General features: G+C 40.8%; 20 protein-coding genes and 1 other RNA gene. 8 read left to right on the top strand and 13 right to left on the bottom strand.

What is annotated here, in order from left to right:
- On the bottom strand, positions 1 to 4,142 hold a 4,142-nt coding region (locus tag BLS32_RS17575; RefSeq protein WP_091399193.1), incomplete at its 3' end, for a hypothetical protein.
- A gap of 21 nt (positions 4,143 to 4,163) precedes the next feature.
- Entirely contained in the window at positions 4,164 to 4,706 is a 543-nt protein-coding gene (locus BLS32_RS17570; RefSeq protein WP_091399190.1) for a hypothetical protein, read from the bottom strand.
- A gap of 626 nt (positions 4,707 to 5,332) precedes the next feature.
- Between BLS32_RS17570 and BLS32_RS17565 the strand changes: the two genes are divergently transcribed.
- From BLS32_RS17565 to BLS32_RS17555, 3 genes are all read left to right on the top strand, one after another.
- Positions 5,333 to 5,818 (top strand): SixA phosphatase family protein, encoded by a 486-nt coding sequence (locus BLS32_RS17565; protein WP_091399187.1) that lies wholly within the window; start codon positions 5,333 to 5,335, stop codon positions 5,816 to 5,818.
- Positions 5,819 to 5,824: 6 nt separating this feature from the next.
- Complete coding sequence (gene ppk1 / locus BLS32_RS17560) at positions 5,825 to 7,936, top strand: polyphosphate kinase 1 (RefSeq protein WP_091399184.1); 2,112 nt, start codon at positions 5,825 to 5,827, stop codon at positions 7,934 to 7,936.
- A gap of 193 nt (positions 7,937 to 8,129) precedes the next feature.
- Positions 8,130 to 9,020 carry a Ppx/GppA phosphatase family protein gene (locus BLS32_RS17555; protein WP_091399181.1) on the top strand — a complete coding sequence of 297 codons (891 nt, stop codon included), beginning with the start codon at positions 8,130 to 8,132 and terminating at the stop codon, positions 9,018 to 9,020.
- Between the two features lie 83 nt (positions 9,021 to 9,103).
- On the opposite strand, the gene BLS32_RS17550 is transcribed toward BLS32_RS17555, so the two are convergent.
- The 3 genes from BLS32_RS17550 to BLS32_RS17540 all read right to left on the bottom strand — a co-directional run bounded on the left by BLS32_RS17550 (position 9,104) and on the right by BLS32_RS17540 (position 12,103).
- On the bottom strand, positions 9,104 to 10,711 hold the full coding sequence (locus BLS32_RS17550) for a Na+/H+ antiporter (protein WP_091399178.1): 1,608 nt from the start codon (positions 10,709 to 10,711) through the stop codon (positions 9,104 to 9,106).
- 413 nt (positions 10,712 to 11,124) lie between these two features.
- Positions 11,125 to 11,613: a hypothetical protein gene (locus BLS32_RS17545; protein WP_091399176.1), complete on the bottom strand. Its 489-nt coding sequence runs from the start codon at positions 11,611 to 11,613 to the stop codon at positions 11,125 to 11,127.
- Positions 11,614 to 11,734: 121 nt separating this feature from the next.
- Complete coding sequence (locus tag BLS32_RS17540; RefSeq protein ID WP_245699506.1) at positions 11,735 to 12,103, bottom strand: DNA polymerase III; 369 nt, start codon at positions 12,101 to 12,103, stop codon at positions 11,735 to 11,737.
- Between the two features lie 58 nt (positions 12,104 to 12,161).
- On the opposite strand from BLS32_RS17540, the gene BLS32_RS17535 reads away from it, so the two are divergent.
- Positions 12,162 to 12,383 carry a hypothetical protein gene (locus BLS32_RS17535; RefSeq protein ID WP_091399174.1) on the top strand — a complete coding sequence of 74 codons (222 nt, stop codon included), beginning with the start codon at positions 12,162 to 12,164 and terminating at the stop codon, positions 12,381 to 12,383.
- 16 nt (positions 12,384 to 12,399) lie between these two features.
- Here the strand turns inward: BLS32_RS17535 and dnaX are convergent, their stop codons facing one another.
- The 4 genes from dnaX to BLS32_RS17515 form a co-directional block, all read right to left on the bottom strand.
- Positions 12,400 to 13,485, bottom strand: coding sequence for a DNA polymerase III subunit gamma/tau (gene dnaX, locus BLS32_RS17530; RefSeq protein WP_091399171.1), 1,086 nt, complete (start codon positions 13,483 to 13,485; stop codon positions 12,400 to 12,402).
- A 65-nt stretch (positions 13,486 to 13,550) separates the two neighbouring features.
- The gene (locus BLS32_RS17525; protein ID WP_091399168.1) at positions 13,551 to 14,180 is read right to left on the bottom strand and encodes a hypothetical protein; all 630 of its coding nucleotides are present in this window, start codon (positions 14,178 to 14,180) and stop codon (positions 13,551 to 13,553) included.
- A gap of 1 nt (position 14,181) precedes the next feature.
- Complete coding sequence (locus tag BLS32_RS17520) at positions 14,182 to 15,258, bottom strand: DNA topoisomerase IB (RefSeq protein WP_091399164.1); 1,077 nt, start codon at positions 15,256 to 15,258, stop codon at positions 14,182 to 14,184.
- Between the two features lies 1 nt (position 15,259).
- Positions 15,260 to 15,577, bottom strand: coding sequence for a hypothetical protein (locus BLS32_RS17515; RefSeq protein WP_091399161.1), 318 nt, complete (start codon positions 15,575 to 15,577; stop codon positions 15,260 to 15,262).
- Positions 15,578 to 15,706: 129 nt separating this feature from the next.
- On the opposite strand from BLS32_RS17515, the gene rnpB reads away from it, so the two are divergent.
- Both rnpB and BLS32_RS17505 read left to right on the top strand, forming a co-directional pair.
- An RNA gene (gene rnpB, locus BLS32_RS17510) (RNase P RNA component class A) lies at positions 15,707 to 16,018 on the top strand.
- Positions 16,019 to 16,049: 31 nt separating this feature from the next.
- Positions 16,050 to 17,303 carry a cation:dicarboxylate symporter family transporter gene (locus BLS32_RS17505; protein WP_091399159.1) on the top strand — a complete coding sequence of 418 codons (1,254 nt, stop codon included), beginning with the start codon at positions 16,050 to 16,052 and terminating at the stop codon, positions 17,301 to 17,303.
- Here BLS32_RS17505 and BLS32_RS17500 read toward each other — a convergent pair whose 3' ends face one another.
- Entirely contained in the window at positions 17,304 to 17,885 is a 582-nt protein-coding gene (locus BLS32_RS17500) for an RsmD family RNA methyltransferase (RefSeq protein ID WP_091399155.1), read from the bottom strand.
- Positions 17,882 to 18,703 (bottom strand): DUF3822 family protein, encoded by an 822-nt coding sequence (locus tag BLS32_RS17495; RefSeq protein WP_091399152.1) that lies wholly within the window; start codon positions 18,701 to 18,703, stop codon positions 17,882 to 17,884. Before BLS32_RS17495 ends, BLS32_RS17500 begins: the two co-directional genes overlap by 4 nt.
- Positions 18,704 to 18,798: 95 nt before the next feature.
- Here BLS32_RS17495 and BLS32_RS17490 point away from each other — a divergent pair, with 95 nt between their 5' ends.
- Together BLS32_RS17490 and kdsB are read left to right on the top strand one after the other, a co-directional pair.
- Positions 18,799 to 20,223 (top strand): ATP-dependent DNA helicase, encoded by a 1,425-nt coding sequence (locus BLS32_RS17490; protein WP_091399149.1) that lies wholly within the window; start codon positions 18,799 to 18,801, stop codon positions 20,221 to 20,223.
- A 63-nt stretch (positions 20,224 to 20,286) separates the two neighbouring features.
- Positions 20,287 to 21,012, top strand: a complete 726-nt coding sequence (gene kdsB / locus BLS32_RS17485) for a 3-deoxy-manno-octulosonate cytidylyltransferase (protein ID WP_091399146.1) — start codon at positions 20,287 to 20,289, stop codon at positions 21,010 to 21,012.
- Here kdsB and BLS32_RS17480 read toward each other — a convergent pair.
- Both BLS32_RS17480 and BLS32_RS17475 read right to left on the bottom strand, forming a co-directional pair.
- Positions 21,009 to 21,932 (bottom strand): hypothetical protein, encoded by a 924-nt coding sequence (locus tag BLS32_RS17480; RefSeq protein ID WP_091399144.1) that lies wholly within the window; start codon positions 21,930 to 21,932, stop codon positions 21,009 to 21,011. The genes kdsB and BLS32_RS17480 overlap by 4 nt on opposite strands.
- Position 21,933: 1 nt before the next feature.
- Complete coding sequence (locus BLS32_RS17475) at positions 21,934 to 23,370, bottom strand: MBOAT family O-acyltransferase (RefSeq protein WP_091399141.1); 1,437 nt, start codon at positions 23,368 to 23,370, stop codon at positions 21,934 to 21,936.
- Positions 23,371 to 23,445 lie beyond the last annotated feature (75 nt).

The following is a 23,445-nucleotide window of genomic DNA, read 5'->3' as shown; positions in this document are numbered from 1 at the left end:
GTATTGTTTGAACTTCCTGATTGCGTGATTGTATAATTTCCGGTTGGCAATCCAGAAAGGACAACGCTTCCGGTTGCAGAAGTACAAGTCGGTTGTGTCGGCTCCGCAGCAATTGGCGCAGTTGGTAAAACAGGCGCAGTATTGATTGTCACCGATGCAGAAGCAGGCGAAGTACATTCTGCAGAAGCCACAGTAAAAGTATAAGTTCCCGCTGCCAAATCTACAATAGTAAATGTTGGAGTAGCACCCGTGTAAGTATTGTTTAAACTTCCTGATTGTGTAATTGTATAATTTCCGGTTGGTAAACCAGAAAGAACAACGCTTCCGGTTGCAGAAGTACAAGTCGGTTGTGTCGGCTCAGCTACAATCGGCGCAGTTGGTAAAACAGGCGCAGCATTGATTGTCACCGATGCAGAAGCAGGCGAAGTACATTCCCCAGAAGCCACAGTAAAAGTATAAGTTCCCGCTGCCAAATCTACAACGGTAAATGTTGGAGTTGAACCCGTATAAGTATTGTTTGAACTTCCTGATTGCGTGATTGTATAATTTCCAGTTGGTAAACCAGAAAGGACAATACTTCCGGTTGCAGAAGTACAAGTCGGTTGAATCGGCTCAGCAACAATCGGCGCAGTCGGAACAACAGGTGCTGTATTGATTGTCACCAATGCAGAAGCAGCCGAAGTACATTCTGCAGAAGCTACTGTAAAAGTATAAGTTCCAACTACCAAATCCACAACTGTGAAAGTCGAAGTTGAACCAGTATAAGTGTTGTTTGAACTTCCCGATTGTGTAATCGTATAATTTCCAGTTGGTAAACCAGAAAGCACAACGCTTCCTGTTGCAATCGTACAAGTCGGTTGAATCGGCGCAGCAGCAATTGGCGTAGTTGGTAAAACAGGCGCAGTATTAATTGTCACCGATGTTGAAGCAGGCGAAGTACAATCCCCAGAAGCCACAGTAAAAGTATAAATTCCCGCTGCCAAATCCACAACAGTAAATGTTGGAGTTGAACCCGTATATGTATTGTTTGAACTTCCCGATTGCGTAATTGTATAATTTCCGGTTGGCAAACCAGAAAGAACAACGCTTCCAGTTGCAGAAGTACAAGTCGGTTGAATTGGCTCCGCAACAATTGGCGCAGTTGGTAAAACAGGCGCAGCATTAATAGTCACCGATGCTGAAGCAGGCGAAGTACATTCTCCCGAAGCCACTGTAAAAGTATAAGTTCCAACTGCCAAATCCACAACTGTAAATGTCGGAGTTGAACCCGTATATGTATTGTTTGAACTTCCTGATTGTGTAATAGTGTAAGTTCCGGTTGGTAAACCAGAAAGAACAACGCTTCCAGTTGCAGAAGTACAAGTCGGTTGAATCGGCTCAGCAGCAATTGGCGCAGTCGGAACAACAGGCGCTGTATTGATTGTCACCGATGCAGAAGCTGGCGAAGTACATTCTCCCGAAGCCACAGTAAAAGTATAAGTTCCCGCTGCCAAATCTACAACGGTAAATGTTGAAATAGAACCAGTATAAGTATTGTTTGAACTCCCCGATTGCGTGATTGTCCAGCTTCCAGTTGGTAAACCAGAAAGCACAACGCTTCCTATTGCAATCGTACAAGTCGGTTGAATCGGCGCAGCAGCAATTGGCGCAGTTGGTAAAACAGGCGCAGCATTGATTGTCACCAATGCAGAAGCAGGCGAAGTACATTCTGCAGAAGCCACAGTAAAAGTATAAGTTCCCGTTGCCAAATCTACAACAGTAAATGTTGGAGTTGAACCCGTAAAAGTATTGTTTGAACTTCCTGATTGCGTGATTGTATAATTTCCAGTTGGTAAACCAGAAAGGACAACACTTCCGGTTGCAGAAGTACAAGTCGGTTGAATCGGCTCCGCAGCAATTGGCGCAGTAAGCCCTGCATTTACGGTAACCCTGATCTCTTTTTTCGGGCCGATACAAGAAGAAGATTCTCCTTCAGCAACATAATAGGTTGTTACACCTGCAACCTGCGTTGATGGCGTGATCGATAATTGCGCTGATGATGTTGGCGAACTGTAATAAAATAATGTATATGCAGGGTTTGTTGCAACAGCGGTTAATGGCGAAGCAGTTTGCCCCACACAATAAACAACATCGGTTGTGCTTGGTACAGAAGTGATTGTCTTTACATTAATTGTAAATTCAAAAAAGCAGCTGCTGCCTGCTCCCGGTGGAACGGCATAATAAGTTGAAATTCCGGGAGTTGCAGGGAAAGGCCTGTTGATCGTATATTGTATCGTGCTTCCCGTAACCGGATATTGATTGTAAAACAATGATCCCGGAGGAAAAGCATTGCTGACAGCCGTAATCGGAATGGTCACATCAGTATTGCAGAAAGTAAACGCAGTCACCGGCGAATTTCCCGCACAATTCTGTTGGATGAAATCAGCTGCATCAATATTGATACGGAATGGTGCCGGGATTTCATTACCCTGACACAATCCGCTGGTTGTATATCCCTGGATTAAAGACCTGTTTGTTAATGGAATTCCGGTCACGGCACCTACGCCGCTCAACGATCCATTTACTGAAACGACGCTGTTGCAACTTGAATTTCGAAGTAAATTACAATCTTCTGTGACTTTAAATTTAAATCTTAGGTCGGCAAGCAAAGTCGATGCATTCGCGGGCAATGGTAAAGTCCCGAAATCCCATACCAGAGCACCATTCGCGCCAAGCGTAGGCTCAAAAGTCAGGCTGTTCGGAGAAGGCAGTGGGTCAAAATAAATGTTTCGTGTGGCAGAATTGGGTACATAAGTCGCATTAAACGGAATCGGGACAACCAATTTGGTGTTGTTCACTGCTTCTGTCCCTTTGTTTCGCAATTCAATTTTATATTCCAATGTTTGTCCTGGCAATGCCGTTAAAGTGCCGCTTCCGGGCGGATTTCCATTGATGCTTACCGATGATAATTCGCCTTCAATATCCGGCACATAAGCATCTACAGCCATCGCGATTGCAAAAATAGCATAAGTATCCCCGGCGGTTCCATACCTGAAATTGGTTTGCGTTTGATTGTTTCCAAACACGGCATTATTCGCATTCGGCACATTAAACATGCTGATGTCTATTCCCGTATTATTCTGTAAATTCGGATTTCGCGGATTGCCTCCGGTGCTGATCGAAGAATTGAAAAAGTTCGTCGCCGTATTCTGGCTGTGGTTCAGGTTAACATAATTGCCGTCGCTGTTTTTCCTGATCTTAAAATAATCGCCCGTCAGGTTCACGTCGCCTTCACTGGCCATAATTCCCATTTTAACACCAACTGGCCCGGTTTGAACGGTATTAAAACCAGAAACCGGCAAATCGTACCCGGTCGTGTTTGTTTTAACCACATAGGCATGTCCGTCAAAAATCGTCACGTCGCGGTGGTTCATTTTTGAGTTTTCATATACGACTATCATTCCCCAGCCGCCAGAATATCCGGTTCCGTGGCCGTCGCCTTCCTTGGTGGCAATATCGGCGGCTATGTATTCGCCAATGCCATTTGTACGCACATAATCGGTTACTTCAGTAAAACCAGAATAAATGTAGTCGAACGTGTTGGTTGCAGGATAAAAAATATCTTCTGTATTTGCCGAAAATTCAGTGTAAATCGATGAATTCGGGCCTTTCAATAAAATTTTATGCTTGTCAAATTCTTTTGTATAAGTCGTTCCGTTGATGGTTTTTGTAACCGGAAACGTACTTGGGCTGTTGCCGATAAAATCTGTTCTTCCAGTCCAGTACAAACCGGCAAAAAGGATGTTTGAGCATGACGGAATCGCACCGTTTTCAGCTGAAAATGACAAAGTCGCCGCCGATGAATTGAACGTTGGCGAACCGCCCATGCCGATGGCAGCATTTCCGTCAACATCTACGTAACGCATCATGACGTTGTTGTTGTCGGTAGTATTGCTGTAGTTCACGAGCGTCAGGTTTGTATTTCCAACCATCGTAAAATCACCCTTAATATTATAAATTTTTGTCGTAGGCGTATATTGTGAAGTCCGCTGTACGAAAGGCACCGCAACTTGTGCAGTAATGGTAAAAATGTTTCCGATAAGCATTGCAGCAACTGCAATCAAATAAGAAAACGCAGGTTGTGAGAAGTAGTTTTTTTTCATAATTCGTAAAATATCTTTTGATTAGGAGCCTAAATCTATTTTGTAAAAAACCTGCAAACGGGAAGGAATGTTCTGGACTTTCCGGATGATGTTTTGTGGATTGTTTTCGACTGCAGATAAAATGTAAACATATTTGAGTTTTGGAAATGCTCCAAAAACCGAAAGGTCGATCATATGGCTTGCATCGAATGATTTGCTCAGCCTGATGGTTACGATTTCAATATTTTTTTTTTCAAAATCGGCACTGGCGATGCTGTTTAGCGAATCAGGATTGGTAAATAATGAATTGGGTTGCTCGCCATAAACATTTACAACACCTGATTCGAAATAAACAGCAGGTTGCAAATCATCGAGAAGGCTTTTCAAATGCATAATTTCAGATGGTTCTGCAGATGAAAAACCATTCAAAAAAACATCTATTTCATTAAGTTTCTGGCTGTCAATTCGTTCAGACTGTGAGAATCCTGGACTGTATGTCAGCAAAATTATAAATATCAATATGGATTTTATAATCGAGGCGGATGCCGGATTGCATAAGCCTGTTTTTAGGGTAATTTTATTCATAAAAATTGGTTTAAAAAATGTGGGTTGGCCGATTTATCTGCTATAAAAAACATGTCAGAATCCTGACTTTTGTCTGTTGCTAATTTACTTACATAAAAAAAAATTCAATCATTTCTCCGACGGATTACCAGAATACTCGTTCAAATGCATTTAAAAAAAAAACGATCATAAAAATTCTAAATTTTGTAGATAAAATCTTATAAATTTAAATGCCTGTAAATGTTAAAAAAGTGAATTGTAGCCAACTTTAAAATTGTATTTTTTAGCATAAAATAGTAATATGATTTTTTCTGAATGATATCGGTGAAATGCATGAAAATGCCACTTTACAGAAAAAAATTAACATTTATGTAATGTAATTTTTACAAAATCAAGAATGTTTATTTTGTAAGAAATAATTGATCACCTTAAATCATGAAAAAATACAGGCTGTGAAAAGTGTTAAAATTTTAGTTTTGAAAACATGTTGTTCAACCGAACTATGTTTTTGGATTTTGCGCCAGAAAGAACTTATTTTTTCACGTTCAATATTCCAATAATTAAAAAAAAACTAAAAATTTAATGCCTCACTTCTGTATTATTTTTGTAAATTACAATGACGAAAAACAAATGCAAAAATTATAATTATGAAAAATCTGATATTAATAAGACATGGAAAATCGAGCTGGACTGCACCGCTAAAAGATATTGACCGGCCTTTGGATATCAGGGGAATAAATGATGCGCATTTAATTGCTGAGAAATGCCAAAAATATCTACCGAAAACCTTTCTCATTTGGAGCAGCACGGCTTCAAGAGCTTCTGAAACGGCCATGATCTTCGCCCAGAATTTTTCCTATCCGGTCGAAAACATCATTTTTAAAAACGACTTATACACTTTTGATGAAAAAGAACTTGAAAATATCGTCAAATCCTGCAATAATGATTATGATAATGTTATTCTTTTCGGGCATAACGAAGCAATTACAAATTTTGTTAATAAATTTGGGGATGTTTTTATCGAAAATGTGCCGACCTCCGGATTTGTATCTCTTAAATTTGACACGAATGACTGGGAGTTGCTCAAAAAAGGTAAAACCCATAAAACATTGTTTCCAAAAGAATTAAAATAAACATTAGTGTCAGAAAATAAATATATCGACCGCGAAAAAAGCTGGTTGGCTTTTAACGCGCGTGTATTGCAGGAAGCCGGGGACGACGCCGTCCCGTTATTAGACAGGCTTCGTTTTTTAGGAATTTTCTCCAACAATTTAGATGAATTTTTCAGGGTCAGGTTTGCCGCGATCCGAAGGTTGAGCCTTTCGGGAATTTCAGGTGAAAAGCTTCTGGGCGGCATCAGTTCCAAACAACTCATTAAAGACATTACAGAAATCGTCATCCAGCAACAATCCGAAAGTTTGCGCATCCTAAGCATTATCGAAAAGAAACTGCAGGAGCAAAATATTTTCATGATCAATGAAAAGGAAGTATCGCGCGAACAGGAAATTTTCATCAAGGATTTTTTCATCCAACAGGTCAGTCCGGCATTGGTAACGATTATCCTGAACGATCTTGCCGAGTTTCCATTGTTGAAAGACACCGTGGGTTATCTTGCTGTAAAACTGGTCATGAAGCCTGAAAAACCCGGAAAAACATTACTCGGATTGGTAAAAGCCAAACAGGAAGTGCGTTATGCCGTCATTGAAATCCCAAAAACAATCAACCGTTTTGTCGTTCTGCCATCCACTGATGAAAAGACTTATATTATTTTTGTGGATGATGTGATCCGGCACAACCTCGGAAGCATTTTCAATATTTTTGATTACGAAAGCGTATCGGCACACATGATCAAAATCACGCGTGATGCGCAGCTCGACATCGATTCAGACCAAAGTAAAAGCTTGATGGAAAAGATTTCAACCGGAGTGAAAGACCGGTTGATCGGAGAGCCGGTGCGTTTCGTTTACGACCAATCCATCGGAAAAGACACCCTTAAATTTTTCCTTTCTAAAATGGGAATCGATTCTACTGACAGCATCATTCCCGGTGGCCGTTACCACAACCGCCGCGATTATATGAATTTTCCAAGCCTCGGGCGGTACGATTTATTGTATAATTCGAATGAGCCGTTGCCGGTGCGCGGACTAAGCCTTGACGGCAGCATACTCGATAAGATCAGCAAGCGCGATTACCTGATTAATGCGCCGTATCAGTCGTTTTCTTATCTGATCAAATTCCTTCGGGAAGCGGCTCTGGATCCGAAAGTGACTACGATTAAGATCACCTTGTACCGATTGGCGAAAAATTCGCAGATCATCAGTTCATTGATCAACGCAGCAAAAAACGGCAAGAAAGTGACCGTTCAAATTGAATTGCAGGCGCGTTTCGATGAAGCCAGCAACATTTCATACGCTGAGCAAATGCAAACCGAAGGCATTCACCTGATCTTTGGGATCAAAGGATTGAAAGTCCACAGTAAAATCTGTGTGGTCGAACGAATTGAAGAAGGAAAATTACGCCGTTACGGACTCGTTTCTACCGGAAATTTCAATGAAGCAACAGCAAAGGTTTACACCGATGTCACATTATTGACCGCACACCAGCAAATCTTAAAAGATGTTGACAAGGTCTTTGATTTCTTTGATGTCAATTTCCGCATTCACAGATACAAGCATTTGATCGTTTCTCCACATTACACACGAAGCAAGTTTTACAAGCTTATCGACCGTGAAATTTTGAATGCCCAAGCTGGGAACAATGCCTATATTAATTTGAAAATGAATAGTTTATCTGATTTCGCTTTAATCGATAAGTTATATGATGCCAGCCGCGCCGGAGTCAGGATCAGGTTGCAGGTTCGCGGCATTTGCTCGCTAATTCCCGGAGTAAAAGGCATGAGCGAAAATATTGAAGCCATCAGTATCGTAGACAATTATCTTGAGCATTCCCGCGTCTACATTTTCGGGAACAATGAAGATCCGGAAGTCTTTATTTCATCTGCTGATTTCATGACCAGAAACCTTGATGGAAGGGTAGAAGTGACGTGCCCGATTTATGATCCGAATGTCAAAAAAGAGCTGATCGACACCTTCGATATCGGCTGGAAAGGAAACGTAAAAGCGCGTTACCATGCAGAAAAACTTGACAATAAATACCGTGTCCGCGGCCAAAACCCAATATTCCGGGCGCAACTGCAGACTTACAATTATTACCGAGACCGCATGGAAGTCGAAACCGATAAGACATTATAAGGCTGGCATTTCCGGCTGTACGCTGCAAGCCCTTTTTAAAAACTGTTTTTTCCAATGCCGTTGCGGTGGCTTCCGCTGGTCGCCCCGCCACAACAGGAAAAAAGCAGTTTTCAAAATGCGGGGCTTTCCGCTGCCATCCGGGCCAGGCATCCAAATGATTAAACAGTTCAACGATTAAACGATTAAACCATAAATGATCAACATAAAAAAATACGCAGCAATCGACATCGGCTCTAACGCCATGCGCTTGCTTGTCGCCAATATTATTGAAGAAGAAGGAAAAGAAACGCATTTCAGCAAAAGCTCACTTGTTCGCGTGCCAATCCGTTTGGGGCAGGACGCTTTTACGGTAGGCGAGATTAACGAGGAAAATATCGAGCGCATGGTCGATGCGATGAAAGCCTACAGTTTGCTGATGAAAGTGCATAAAGTCGAAAAATACATGGCGTGTGCGACTTCTGCAATGCGCGAAGCTTACAACGGAAAGGAAGTTGTTGAGATCATCAGGCAGGAATCAGGTATTGAAATCGAGATCATAGACGGAAAAAAAGAAGCCGCCATTATCGCCTCAACCGATTTGCACCATTTGCTAAAAACAGAACAGACTTATTTATATGTAGATGTTGGCGGCGGAAGTACAGAATTCTCATTATTTTCCGGCGGTAAAATGATCGTATCCAAATCATTTAAGATCGGAACAGTGCGTTTGCTGAATGAAATGGTCAATGAAATTGTCTGGCTCGAAGTCGAAAAATGGATTAAAACCAACACTGCTGATTACGAACCCGTAACGTTAATAGGCTCAGGTGGAAACATCAATAAACTGTTTAAAATGTCAGGAAAAATGCAAGAAAAACCATTGTCTTACATTTATCTGAATTCACAATATGCCGCTTTAAATGCACTTTCTTATGACCAGCGCGTTTCCGACCTCGGCTTAAATCCTGACCGCGCAGACGTCATTATTCCTGCGCTTCGGGTTTATCTGAATGCCATGAAATGGAGCGGAGCTAGAAACATTTACGTCCCAAAAATCGGTTTGGCAGACGGAATCGTGAAAGCGATGTATTATGGGAAGGTTTAAAGTCAAAAAATCTGAAAGTCGAAAGCCTAAAAGCCTGAAATCCTAAAGAGGTTTCACGTAATTAATATCTTTTTGACTTTCGACTAATGAATACTCCCGTTGATTTTCATTTCATCCAAATCCAACTGCATTTCTGCTTTCCGGATTTCTTCATCGCTGTAGATTTTTTCCTTGCGTAACAGGAACAATTCATGGCGTTGTTTGTGGTGAATTTCCGATAGCACTTGCTTGTAAAATTCTATTTCCTGATGTTCGGTTTCATCGCATTCAAGCGAAGCGAGGCGTTTTGAGTTGCTTTGCAGATCATCTTCAAGATCTTTTTTCAGAAACCCAATGAGTTCGTTTTCTGCTGCAGCTTCGGGGTAATTCCTGTCGATTACGCCAAGCGCCACACGGCTCATGCGCAGTTTGATCCCGGCTTGTTGCTCATCTTCAGAGACAAGGTCGTCTATTTCTTCAATACCGATCAATTTGATAATTAGCGGTAAGGTCAAACCCTGAATGACAAGCGTAATGAAAATCACCACAAAAGTGATAAATATGATTAGGTTTCTAAAAGGGAATGCCTGTCCGTTTGTCATCAATATCGGAATGGACAAGGCTGTAGCCAATGAAACGACGCCGCGCATTCCGGCCCAGCTTACGACTAGCGGCCCTTTCCAACCCGGATTGGCTTCTTTCCTGACCGATTTAAATAAAAGCCGCGGAAGGTGCGTTGCCGGATAAACCCATAAAAAGCGCAGCGTAATGGCAATGATGCTAATGTAGGTGCCATAAATGATTCCGTCTTTAACCGAATGCTCACCAAGTCCGGCGATAATTTCCGGCAACGACAATCCGATCAAAATAAAAACAAGTGCATTCATTACAAATATCAAAGTCTTCCAAACGCCCAGCATGTTCAGGCGCGTGATTCCGGTAGTGAAAATTTCGTGTGAGCGGTATGAAATGAACAAGCCGCCGGTGACAACTGCCATGACTCCTGAAAAGTGAAAACTTTCTGCGGCAAGGAATAAAATATAAGGTGTCATCACTGTTAATGCTGCGTCGATGGCGGGTGTCGTCGGTAAAAACCTATGTATGAAATACATAATGTGCGCGCCAACCAATCCAACGACAATTCCCATTCCGGCAACGAGGAAAAATTGCCCTGTTGCCTGTTGAAACGAAAAAGCACCAGTGACAACGGCTGCCAATGCAAACCTGAAAACGATTAATGAAGACGCATCGTTTACCAAACTTTCCCCTTCTAAAATCGTCAGGATCCTTTTTGGCACTTTCATGCCTTTTAAAACAGTCGCAGCAGCTACGGCATCTGGCGGAGAAATAATCCCGCCAAGCAAAAAGCCTAATGCCAGCGTGAATCCGGGAATAATATTTACCGATGCATAAGCCACCATAGTAGATGTGAAAAAGACCAATCCGAAAGCGAGTAAAGAAATAGCCCTTTTCCATTTCCAGAAATCTTTCCAGGAAGTATACCATGCGGCTTCATATAATAATGGTGGTAGGAAAATCAGGAAAATCAATTCTGGATCCAATGCTAATTTTGGGATTCCAGGAATAAAACTGATGGCCAATCCGGCAACGACAAGAAATATCGGATAGGCAATCTTAATCCGCTCCGCGAGCATGACGAGTAAGAAAACGGCAAATAACAATCCGAGGATCAGGAGTAAATTTTCGTGCATTGGATGGAGTTTATAATGCAAATAAACGAAAAGGAATTGGTGAAATCAAACGCTGGATCCTATGTTTTTGAAATCACAAATGGCAATGAAAACAATACCGTCGAATTTGTAAAAGAGTAGTATAACGGGGTTTACCGCGTTGTTGACGTACTTAACCACGTTACATGACGTATCCAACTACGTCTCTAATGTACCTAACCACGTCATATAACGTGTTTTACCACGGTACATGACGTAGCTGACGACGTAAATGACGTATCTGACCACGTCATGTAACGTGGTTGGGTACGTAAACAACGTATCTAACCACGTCAAAGAACGTATTTTATCACGTTTTAGGCCAGCTTCTACTGGCATTTCATAGAAAAGCCAGAGCAATCGCTCTGGCTTTTTCATAACATACATCTGTAAAATTATGCTTTTGGAGTTTCAGATGATCCGTCTTCATTGAGGTAAAACTCATGAAGGGCTTCATATTTTGCCTCAAATCCGGCGGCACCGCCACCGTCATCCTCAGCTTTGTATTTTGTAAATTTATAGTCTTTTCTTGCGTCGCCATACAAGGAGTAATCAACTAATGTTCGCGGGTCATTGCACAATTCATTAAGCTCATTAATCATGTCAATCACCAGCATGAAGTTTTTTCTGGTGGTAGACTTCTCGGCAAATGCCGTCCAGTCGATGTCAGGATTTGAAAGACTGGGCATGTTATCTCGATAGTCCTTGACTTTGTTGATAACGAGTTTGTTCTTCTCATTGATTGATCCAAACCGTTGGCGGTCATCTGGTTCGAGGTTCACAAATTTAGGTGTCAAAATGGCTTTGATCGCATTGATGTTGGTCCTGATAGTTGTCAGTTCAGCATCGGTAAGTTTTGGTAGAGTAACTGGAATTTGTGCCATAATAGTGTTTGTTTAATTGGTTAAAAAATGTTTGATTAAAAAACAATATTAACCACATTAAAACTATATGACAAAGCGTTTATAAAAATTTTAACATTTTTTGAGGCTAACCCGTAAGAAGTTATAAATCTAAATCAAATGTCTTCTTCAAAACATCCAAAGTCGGATTGATCTGATTTAAGCGGTTGAATTTATCCTGGGTCGTAAACGCAAATTTATTCTCAACACTTTCATTCACAACCACATTGATCGTGATATCATGATTGTGCAATTTGCCACGCAAATAGCCCTGGAGTTCGAATTTTTCACTGTCAAAATCTATTTTCGAACCTTCATTCGGGAGCTCGTGGGTGATTGTCGTGCCTTCAAGTTTCGGGTCGTTGATCAATAGCAGCGATTCCATGATCTTTTGGCCTTTATCGCCCAGACGCTGTGCATATTTATTCCATTGCAACAGCATTTCGGTTTCTGTAAAAGGCTCTGTCGGCAAGTGCTGTGCTTCTTTTACAAAGGATTTATTGGCTTCCTGAAGTTCTTTTTTAGCGCGGATGCTGGCAAGTGAAAAGGCAGAAACTTTAGGTTCAGTTGATACCGGAGCTGCAGGTTTTTCAACGATTGTTTCGGCGGCAATAGTGGTAATTTCTATTGAATTTTCTCCAACAGAAATAGACGTATTGATTTCGGTTTCAATTGTTTTTTCAACAGCAATTATTGCCGGACTTTCTAAAATTTGTGGAGATTCGACAGCGATTTCGAGTACACGTCCGTAAAAATGCTTCGCAGGAATTATAAATCCGTTAGCTTTTTTTTTTCTCCGTCATAAGTGACAGAGGCGAGTTGCATCAGGCAAAGCTCGACGAGCAGCCTTTGGTTTTGGCTGACTTTGTATTTTAAATCACAGTCGTTTGCAATTTCGATTCCTTTCAGTAAAAATTCCTGTGATGCTTTTTGCGATTGTGCGAAATACATTTTTTGTGCCTGTTCGCCAGCTTCCAGTAAAGATAAAGTAGCAGGTGTTTTCGAAACCAGCAAATCCCTGAAATGCGACGCCAGTCCCGAAACGAAATGGTGCGCATCAAATCCTTTTGCCAAAATATCATTGAATGCCATCAAAACTTCCGGTATTTTGTTTTCCAAAAGCAAATCGGTGACATTGATATACGTTTCATAATCGAGTACGTTCAGGTTTTCGGTCACCGCCTGACGCGTTAAATTGTTTCCGCAATACGAAACCACGCGGTCAAAAATCGACAATGCATCACGCATCGCGCCATCGGCTTTTTGTGCAATGATGTGCAAAGCATCGTCTTCAAAAGAAACGCCCTGGCTTTTTGCGACTTCGGCCAAATGGTCTTTCGCGTCTTTTACCGTGATTCTTTTAAAATCAAAGATTTGGCAACGCGATAAAATGGTTGGGATGATTTTGTGTTTTTCGGTCGTAGCCAATATGAAAATGGCATGTTTTGGCGGTTCTTCCAATGTTTTTAAAAAGGCATTGAAAGCAGCCTGAGAAAGCATGTGCACCTCGTCAATAATGTAGACTTTGTATTGTCCGGTTTGTGGCGGAATCCGAACCTGATCGATCAAATTCCGAATGTCATCGACCGAGTTGTTCGAAGCAGCATCCAATTCGAACACATTAAAAGCAAAATCCTCAAACGGATCGTCATAACCTGGCTGGTTGATTTTCCGGGCCAAAATTCGTGCGCAAGTGGTTTTTCCAACGCCACGCGGGCCAGTAAACAACAGGGCAGAAGCCAAATGATTGGTTTCTATAGCATTGAGCAAAGTATTGGTAATAGCCTGCTGCCCGACAACATCCTTGAATGTCTGCGGACGGTATTTACGGGCTGATACAACAAATTGTTCCATAGAAAATGACTGAGCGCAAATATACTTTTTAATATTCAAACATTAAAAAAAATTCACGGCTAAAGTCAAAAGTTATCCACGTCTTTGAGTTGGAATTCCGAGTGCAAAACGGTGTAATCCACTCGTACCGGTTTGTCTTTTTCATGGATGATGATCGCGATGCATTTTTTAGGCGCTTCTTTTTGAATTTCGAATGCGATTCCGGAAAACTGGTCGTCAAAAACCTCGACTTCCTGTCCGGTTTTAATATTCGAATAAGCGGTTGTCGCTTTAATGTTTGGAAATTCCTCCACGATATCCAAAACGGTATTTCCAACGCCATTTCCACCAGCAGTTTTAAAATCCGGTGAATTGACGCGGATTTCCCTAATGGTTTTTTCCTTCATTTCGCTGTCTTTGTAGCCGGTTGAAACCATCAGTTCGGTTCCTGGATTGTTCGGGTTTTTACTGAACCATGACATCCAAGCTTTGCCCATTGCGGCATCAGACAAATCGGGCTGGCCTAAAGCTGACAAAGTTTCCGCGTTGGCACCAATCATCGTATTCCCGATTTTTTCTCCCGGAGCAATGACTAAATTTTCTGAAACTTTGGCTGTAGCCAATGAATCGACGACGATTGTTTCCGGTTCTGGGGTTTCTTTTTTATTGCACGAAATCAGTACGATCCCGAAAATAAGTAAGGTGATTTTTTTCATGTTATCCAATAACTTCTGCGATGGTTTCTTTTTCGAGTAATCTAACAAGCGCTTCTTCTTCAGGATTCAGCTTGTTGTTTTTGATGTTGGCTTTGGGTTTGTAATTCCACACCGTGCCTTTTTCATAAGCGGCGATCACAGTTGGATGCACGTAATATTTTTTGCAGACGGTTCGCGTATTTCCAAGTTTGGATGCAACAACATCGAGAACTTCTACAATTTTATGCTTGGTTTCGGTGATATTTTTCGGCGCTTCAAATTCCTGGAATTCGCGCAGTGCATTCACACTTCCCGCCCAGCAACGAAAATCTTTTGCAGTAAAATCTTCTTGTGTAATTTCTTTTAAATAATGGTTGATGTCAGATGAGCCAATGGTATGACGGTTGCCGTTATCATCGTAATATTGGAACAATTCCTGACCCGGAATATCCTTGCATTTCTTCACCAGATTGGCCATTTTCTGGCTTTGCAAGTTGATTTTGTGCTTGACGCCTTTCTTTCCGACAAATTCAAACTGCACATTGCTTTTACTGAATTTAACATGTTTATCCTGAAGTGTCGTCAATCCAAACGAACCGTATAACTTTTTATATGCATCATTTCCAATCCTGATGTTTGTCATTTCGATCAATTTCACGACCAAAGCTACGACTTTTTCATATGGCAGGCCTTTACGGTTCAGGTCTTTTTCGGCCTGTTTCCGGATCAGCGGCAAAGCTTTTGCAAATCTACGGAGGCGATAAAATTTAGATTGGTTCCGGATTTTATTCCAGTTGGCGTGGTAACGGTATTGTTTTCGGCCTTTGACATCGGTTCCGGTCACTTGTAAATGTCCGTTTTCGTATGGCGAGATCCATACATTTTCCCAGGCGGGCGGAATAACAAGTTTTTTGATGCGTTCAAGAGCATCTTTGTCTTTAATTTTATGTCCGGTTTCATCTATGTAACTGAAACCTTCTTTTTCTTTTTTTCTGAAATAGCCTTTATCAGAATTGGCAGCGTACCGAAGTCCGACAGCTTTAGCTGTTGTTTTCGGGTCGCTGCCAATTTTTTCAAGTTTAGCCTGTAATCGGTTCATTTTAGTTTAACTCAGGATTTTCCTGGCGGCCTTTGATAGTTAAATCATTAAGAACCTGCGTGGCACTTTTTTCTCCAAGAGACAAATCACCAGCCACAAAAACCCCTTTTTCGCCATCTCCAGATTTGATTCCGTAAACGGTGGCTTCATCTCCGGGATCGCTTTCGCCTTCATATCTGTAAATGTGAACAATCTCAAAATCATCAGGATTGTTGACTATTCTGTCTTCTGCGAGGTTAAAATCTGTAGTATATCCTTTTTCTTTCAATTCGTCCAAAGCTTTAGAAACTGTGGCATAATGATACATTTGACGTTCCATAATAGTGTTGTTTGATTATTAATTATAGTTTAAAAGTACGATTATAAAGTGCCTGGATGCTTATACTATTCGACCTGAAAGTTATATCATATGCATTTGGATACAGGCTTTAAATTGTCGTAAGTTTGCACCGCAGACCGCCTTATCGCCGTTTCATCAGAAAGGGAGGAAAGTCCGGACACCATAGGGAAGCATAGCGGATAACATCCGCCGGTCAGCAATGATCAGGACAAGTGCAACAGAAAGTATGTACAGGTTAAGCTGTAGTGAAACCAGGTAAACTCTATGCGGTGAAATATCAAGTATATCGGCATTTAAGGGCTTCCCGCTCGTTGCCGAAGGGTAGATAGATGGAGCCGGTGAGCAATTACCGGCCTAGATAAATGATAAGGATTTCAATTTATTGAGATACAGAATCCGGCTTACAGGTCTGCTTTTTTTATTATCTTGTCGCAGATTATAAATCTCACAGATGAACTTTCCCCAAAATAATTCCCCAAAAAAACAAAGAAGGTGGTATTTTCATTTGCTGACAAATTTGACGTTTTGGGTTTTGATCGCGATTATTGCTGGCGTTTTACTCGGACAACACGCTCCGGATAAAGCGGTAAAAATGGAAATCGTCGGAAAAACTTTCGTCGACATCATCAAATTATTCATTGCGCCAATTATTTTCCTTACTATTGTCCTGGGAATTTCCGGAATGGGCGATTTGAAGAAAGTGGGCAGGATCGGAGTGAAGTCGCTGTTGTATTTTGAGATCGTCACGACTTTTGCACTCGCGATCGGCGTCGCTGTTGCGTATTTTATCGAACCCGGAAAAATCGACAAATCCGGATTGTTATTGCAAGATCCGGCAAAATATACTTCAAACCCCAAAAATTATAGCTGGCTTGAATTTTTTCTTTCAAACCCAACCCTGCAGATTTTACTTGCTGCGATTGTCATCGGAATTTTACTAACGTACTACAGCCGACGCGAACAGGCAATCCACATCTTAGAACGCGCGTCTAAAATCGTTTTTACCGGATTGAAATGTGTGATGTATCTCGCCCCAATCGGTGCTTTTGGCGGAATGGCTTATACGATAGGGAAATTTGGATTGGAAACTTTGATTCCGCTAGCCAAATTGATGGGAACGGTTTATTTGACCATGGCATTGTTCATTTTCATAATTCTCGGAAGCATTTTAAAATACCTCAAAATCAGCATTTTCAAACTGCTTAAATATATTAAAGAAGAATTGCTGATTGTTCTCGGAACTTCTTCATCCGAAGCCGCGTTGCCATCCATTATGGTCAAATTGGAGAAAATGGGCTGCAGCAAACCCGTTGTCGGTTTGGTGATTCCAACCGGATATTCATTCAATCTTGACGGCACTTCAATTTATTTATCGATGTCGGTGATTTTCCTCGCCCAATTGTATGATGTGCATTTGAGTTTTTTTGAAATCCTGACGATTATCGGAATATTAATGGTGACTTCAAAAGGTGCAGCCGGCGTCACAGGAAGCGGATTTATCGTGCTTGCATCAACTTTAACGGCCATTCATAAAATCCCGGTAGAAGGTTTGGCATTTCTTTTAGGCGTAGATAAATTCATGAGCGAAGCGCGTGCAATTACGAATTTGATTGGAAACAGCGTGGCGACAATTGTCATTTCAATCAGTGAAGGCGATTTTAAAACGCCTGATTTTGACAATGCACAAAAATTGACGGAAATTTAATTATTCTTCTTCTGATTCGTCTTCTTCGTCACCGGAATCTTCCGATTCAAATTCGAAAAAACTAAAGATTGATCCACCATACGTTTTCTTAAACGAAAAGTTTTCCATGTGGTCTAGTTTCGTATATTTTGAATGTTCAATGACCATCATTCCGGCTTCATCGAGCAGTGATTTTTCAAATATTGACGCGACAATTTTCTCAAAAGTTGCCTGATCCAAGCCATACGGCGGATCGGCGAAAATAATATCGTAAGTAGAATTGCTTTTTAAGATGAATGAAATCACTTCGCTTTTTATAGCAGCGATGTTAAAATCATATTCAGACGCAACTTGCTTGATGAATTTCACACAGCCGAAATCCTGGTCGACAGACGTAATATTGTCGCTGCCGCGAGAAGCAAATTCAAAGCTGATGTTTCCGGTTCCGGCAAAAAGATCGAGCACTTTCAATCCGCTGAAATTGAAAAAATTGTTCAGCACATTAAACAAAGCTTCTTTGCTCATGTCGGTTGTCGGGCGAACGGGAAGGTTTTTTGGCGGATTGATCCTGCGGCCCTTAAATTTCCCTGATATAATTCTCATGACTGGAAAAGGATAAAGTTTTTCCTGTTTTCAGCAGGCGAATAAGTGTTGTGGATTTGCAAATCATCGGTTTCAAATAAGAAAACGTTTCTGATGTATTTGTATGCAATTTTGAAAAATGCGTCGTCTTCTGAAATGTTTCCGAGGAATTCCAATTTAAAGCTTTCAGGATTTAAATTCAGTTGTTCTGCAGTAAAAAGCAGGTAGTAAATCAGGTCTTCCGGAGTTTGGTATTCGAATGAATTGAATAAAAGCAATTTCTGGTTTTGTACCACAACGACTTCAAAATGCCCGGAATTCATGTGGACGAACATTTTCTTTTCATCAATGTTTTTTGATGCTTCCAATAATTTAGAAACCAAGATGGTATTGGCATGCTTGTAATCAAACGCGCCAAACTGGTCGATGAAAAAGTTATTGATATGCGCATACGGAATGTAAACGGTGTTGATTTGATAGGTCGGCATTTCATCGAAATCAAAAAAATCGGTTTCAAAAACCTTCGTATTATATTGCAGGTAACTGCCTAAAAACTGCTCATCAAACAGCGGTGTCGGCACAAATGTAGAAAGGTTGTTGTTGTGAACGATCACAATTTCGTCATACTGTTCAGTCAGATCCGGATTGTTGCGAAAAGCATCTGCAAATAATTCCTCGATCGGAGTCGATTTGTCAGCCAGGTCAAATGCAATGTTTTTGTAATTCAGGATGTTGTGGTTCAGCGTGTCCGATTTACAAAAAGCAAAGCCGTTCAGCGAAACCTGAATAGCGAGTTTTTTGTATTTCTTCTCCGTAATGTTGGGGTTGTTGACTAACATAGACTGGCAAACTTACAATTTTTTTCATTTGGAAACCACTTTCAGCGAAAATTCATCGCTATCTTTGAGCAAGTTTTAAAAACCAATCCGCACGAATGAGTTCCTCATTGTTTTACCGCATTTTAACGAATAATTTTCCGTTTTCCCCGACTTCCAAACAGGATATTTTTTTTCAGCAGATCGCCGAATTTGTGACGAATTCCAATACGAACGAGATATTCGTACTAAAAGGTTATGCCGGAACCGGAAAAACAACAGTCATTTCAACCATTGTAAACAATCTGGCAGAAATCAATAAAAAATATGTATTGCTGGCGCCAACAGGACGCGCGGCAAAAGTCATTGCGAATTATTCGAACAAACCGGCGTTTACCATCCATAAGAAAATTTATTTCCCAAAGAAAGGCTCAGGCGGTGGCGTGAGTTTTACAATGCAGCAGAACAAGCATAAGAATACGATTTTTATAGTCGATGAAGCGTCGATGATCTCGGATACGAATTCCGATTCAAAATTGTACCAAAATGGATCTTTGCTCGATGATTTGATTTCGTATGTATATTCGGGAACAAATTGCAAAATGATTCTTTTGGGCGATACGGCGCAGCTTCCGCCAGTAAATTTGGATGTGAGTCCTGCACTTGATACACAGACATTAGCCGCAAATTACGACAAGGAAATTTTTAGCATCGAACTCGATGAAGTCATGCGGCAGGAAGAAAATTCAGGGATTTTATTCAATGCGACAGAACTTCGGGAATTGCTGAAAGATGAATTTATGACCGAATTCAAATTCGATGTCAAACACTTTAAAGATATTATAAGATTGTCTGACGGTTATGACATTCAGGACGCGATCGATTCGGCTTACAGCAATTACAGCATTGAAGATACGGCGTTTATTGTGCGGTCAAACAAACGCGCAAATGCGTACAACCAGCAAATCCGAACCAAAATATTAGACAAAGAAAGCGACCTGTCAACCGGCGATTATTTAATGGTTGTCAAAAACAATTACTTCTGGCTCAAAGATTCGGATGAAGCAGGATTTATTGCTAACGGAGACATCATTGAGGTTTTGGAAATGTTCGGGATCCAGGAATTATACGGATTCAAATTTGCAAAAGTTAAAATCCGAATGGTCGATTATCCAAACCAGAAACCATTCGAAACCGTTTTATTATTGGATACGATTACCAGCGAATCGCCATCATTGACCTACGAAGAATCCAATAAATTGTACCAAGAAGTCATGCTCGATTATGAAGACGAGCGCACCCAATATAAAAAATTCATCAAAGTCAAGGAAAACGAATATTTTAATGCGCTTCAGGTCAAATTTTCTTATGCCATAACCTGCCATAAATCCCAAGGCGGTCAATGGAATACGGTTTTTATCGAGCAGCCTTACTTGCCAGAAGGCATCAACCGCGATTACATCCGCTGGCTTTATACTGCCGTCACGCGTGCGAAGGACAAATTGTATTTGATCGGATTTAAGGAAGATGATTTTTTGGAATAATTCAATCAAAGCACTTTCAAAAAAACACATTATCTTCGCCATTAAGTAAACCAGCAACTTCAAATGAAAATCATCGCAGTCATTCCGGCAAGATATGCCTCAACAAGATTTCCAGCAAAACTGATGCAGGATCTGGGCGGGAAAACCGTCATTTTAAGAACGTATGAAGCCGCGGTAGAAACGAATTTATTTGACGATGTTTTCGTTGTCACGGATTCTGACCTGATCTTCAATGAGATTATTTCGAATGGCGGAAAGGTGATCATGAGCATTAAAGCGCATGAATCTGGAAGTGATCGGATTGCCGAAGCTGTTGCCAACATGGATGTTGATATTGTTATTAACGTACAGGGCGACGAACCTTTCATTAATAAAGAACCGCTTGAGAAAGTCATCGAAATCTTCAGAAATGACGAAGCAAGGCAAGTAGATCTGGCATCGTTGATGCGTGAAATCACCAATGAAGCCGATATCACCAACCCGAATAATGTCAAAGTCGTTGTAGACCAAACTGGATTTGCATTGTATTTTTCACGATCTGTAATTCCGTATCCAAGGGATAAAAATGCAGGAGTGCGCTATTTTCAGCACATCGGGATTTATGCGTTTAGAAAACAGGCGATCATGGATTTTTACAGCCTGCCGATGAAAAGCCTCGAAGCTTCGGAAAAACTCGAGCAATTGCGTTATCTCGAATTTGGAAAGCGCATTAAAATGGTAGAAACTTCGCACGTGGGCATCGGAATCGATACACCTGAAGATTTAGAAAAAGCGCGGAAAATGCTTTAATTTTTTGGCTCAGATTTGATAATGCTGTCGAAAATTCCTGATAGTTTTTTCGCACCGATTTCATTTAAGTGATCGGCATCATAAAAATCAACGCTGTCAAATCGGCAATCCGTTAATAAATCATAATATTGAACCGTTTTATCAGATGCTGCAAAGGTGTTCAAAATCTGCTTGTTTTTATTCATCTGATTGATATCTAGGTTTTCAACATAGGTTTTATATGCCGGGCTTGAAAATAAAATCAGCTTGATATTTCGTTCTTTACAAAAATCTGCCATCTTTTGCAGCACATTTATTTGCCCTTTTAGAAAACGTTTCTCGCTTGAACTGCGATGCCTTTTTGCAGAAACCATCCCGGATTCAATAAGATCCTGGCTGTTTTGTGAATGGTTTGCGGTTCCCCAGCCTAAAGAATCGATTCTAAGATCTGATTCACCGTGAAGGTAATATTTTCTCAGGCGTTCGAGATTGTATTTGGTTTGGTTGGCCACAATTTCAAAATAATTCGCCGGATCACAATTAGAATACATTCCGAAATATAGGTCATAATTTTTCACGCGCCAGGCTTCGATTCCGGATTCCAATCTGGTAAACAGCGAGAAATAATCAACAGGAACGACAACATATTTAAGATGTTTCCAGTCGTTTTGGTATTTTTCTAAAATCTTCAGGTCGTAATCCAGTGGTTGTGAAATATTGCTCGCATTAAAGCTTTTTGACTCGATAAATTTTGGGTCAATGCCATAATACACATGTGAATTTCCAAGAAAAAGCACTTCTATTTTTTTTGCATTTTTATCGAGAAAATTGCTTTTATAACTGTAATCATTCGGGATGCGGCGTAATAAAATTTCGAAAGCGACACCTGCAAAAATCACAGGAATTGCAAAAAAGAGTAATGTTCTTAAAAATTTTTTCATGCTAAAATTGAAAATAAATGAATTGCTTTTCCGGCCCTGTAAAATAGAAAATAGCCGCGATCAGACAGTAATAAAATGTCCAACGCAACACTTTTGGCCATTTTAATCCGAAAGAAGCAAGCGCATACTGCTGCGTTCTGCCGATCCATTCAACGATCAGGAATAAAATGATGATGGCAACCAAAGCCCGTGGCTGTTTCTGCGGCATGCTGAAAAGAGATTCTGAAAAAATTCCCGAAATATACTGAACGGCATGTGTAAGGCTTTCTGCCCTGAAAAAAATCCATGCAAAGACAACCAGTAAAAAGGTAACGGCCATCGCAACAAGGTCCTTTAATAGCGGAAAAGTTTTTCCTTCGGCAACAGTTTCCAGGTTTTTCCTGTTGGTATTGAATATGATCGAAGGCATGATGTAAATCGCGTGTAAAAGTCCCCAAATGATAAACGTCCAATTGGCTCCATGCCAAAATCCGCTCACGAGGAAAATGATAAATGTATTCCTGATTTTGAGCCAAATACCGCCTTTGCTTCCGCCCAACGGAATGTACAAATAATCCCGAAACCATGTCGATAGCGAGATGTGCCAACGCCGCCAGAATTCGGCAATATCCCTTGAAAAGTATGGATAAGCGAAGTTTCTGAGCAAATCTATCCCAAAGAGGCGCGCGGTTCCCAACGCAATGTCAGAATACCCCGAAAAATCGCCGTAAATCTGAAAGGCAAACAAAATGGCGCCCATGCACAAAGTACTTCCCCTATATGCTGACGGATCGTTAAAAATTACATTCGCGATTTCTGCACATTGGTCGGCAATGACGATTTTTTTAAAAAGGCCCCATAAAATCTGCCTTAAACCGTCTACAGCCTGAGTATAATTAAACTTCCTGTCGCGTTTGATCTGTGGAAGCAAATGGGTTGCCCTTTCAATCGGCCCGGCGACAAGCAATGGAAAAAAGCTTACAAACAGCGAATAATCTACAAAATTTTTCTCAGCGGAGATCCGTTTTTTATAGATATCGATCACATAGGAAAGTCCGTGAAAAGTATAAAACGAAATGCCCACCGGAAGTATGACCTTTAAGGTCCACGGATTGACTTTGAGCCCGATACCAGATAGCATGTCACCAAAAGAAGTAGCGAAAAAATTGTAATATTTGAAGATCCCCAAAAATCCGAGATTGACAGAAATACTCAACCAAAACCAGAATTTCCTAGTGTTTTGAGCGGTTGCACTTTCTATTTTTAATCCGGTGTAATAATCCAATAAAGTGGAAAAGATGAGCAAAAATAAAAAGCGCCAATCCCAGCAGCCATAGAAAAAGTAACTCGAAGCCAGTAAAAGCACATTTTGTTTTGCCAGCGTTTTTTTAGGCATAAACCAGTAGAGGAAAAATACAATAGGTAAAAATATTGCGAACGAAAGCGAATTAAAGAGCATGCTTCACTGGTTTATATGCGTTTGAATGCGCCAAAAATAAGCTATTAATTTATGATTGCTAAAAATATTTTTCTA

Origin of the sequence: Flavobacterium noncentrifugens, from assembly GCF_900100375.1 — a bacterium.
GTDB classification, from domain to species: domain Bacteria; phylum Bacteroidota; class Bacteroidia; order Flavobacteriales; family Flavobacteriaceae; genus Flavobacterium; species Flavobacterium noncentrifugens.
This window is presented reverse-complemented; position numbering and strand designations above follow the sequence as displayed.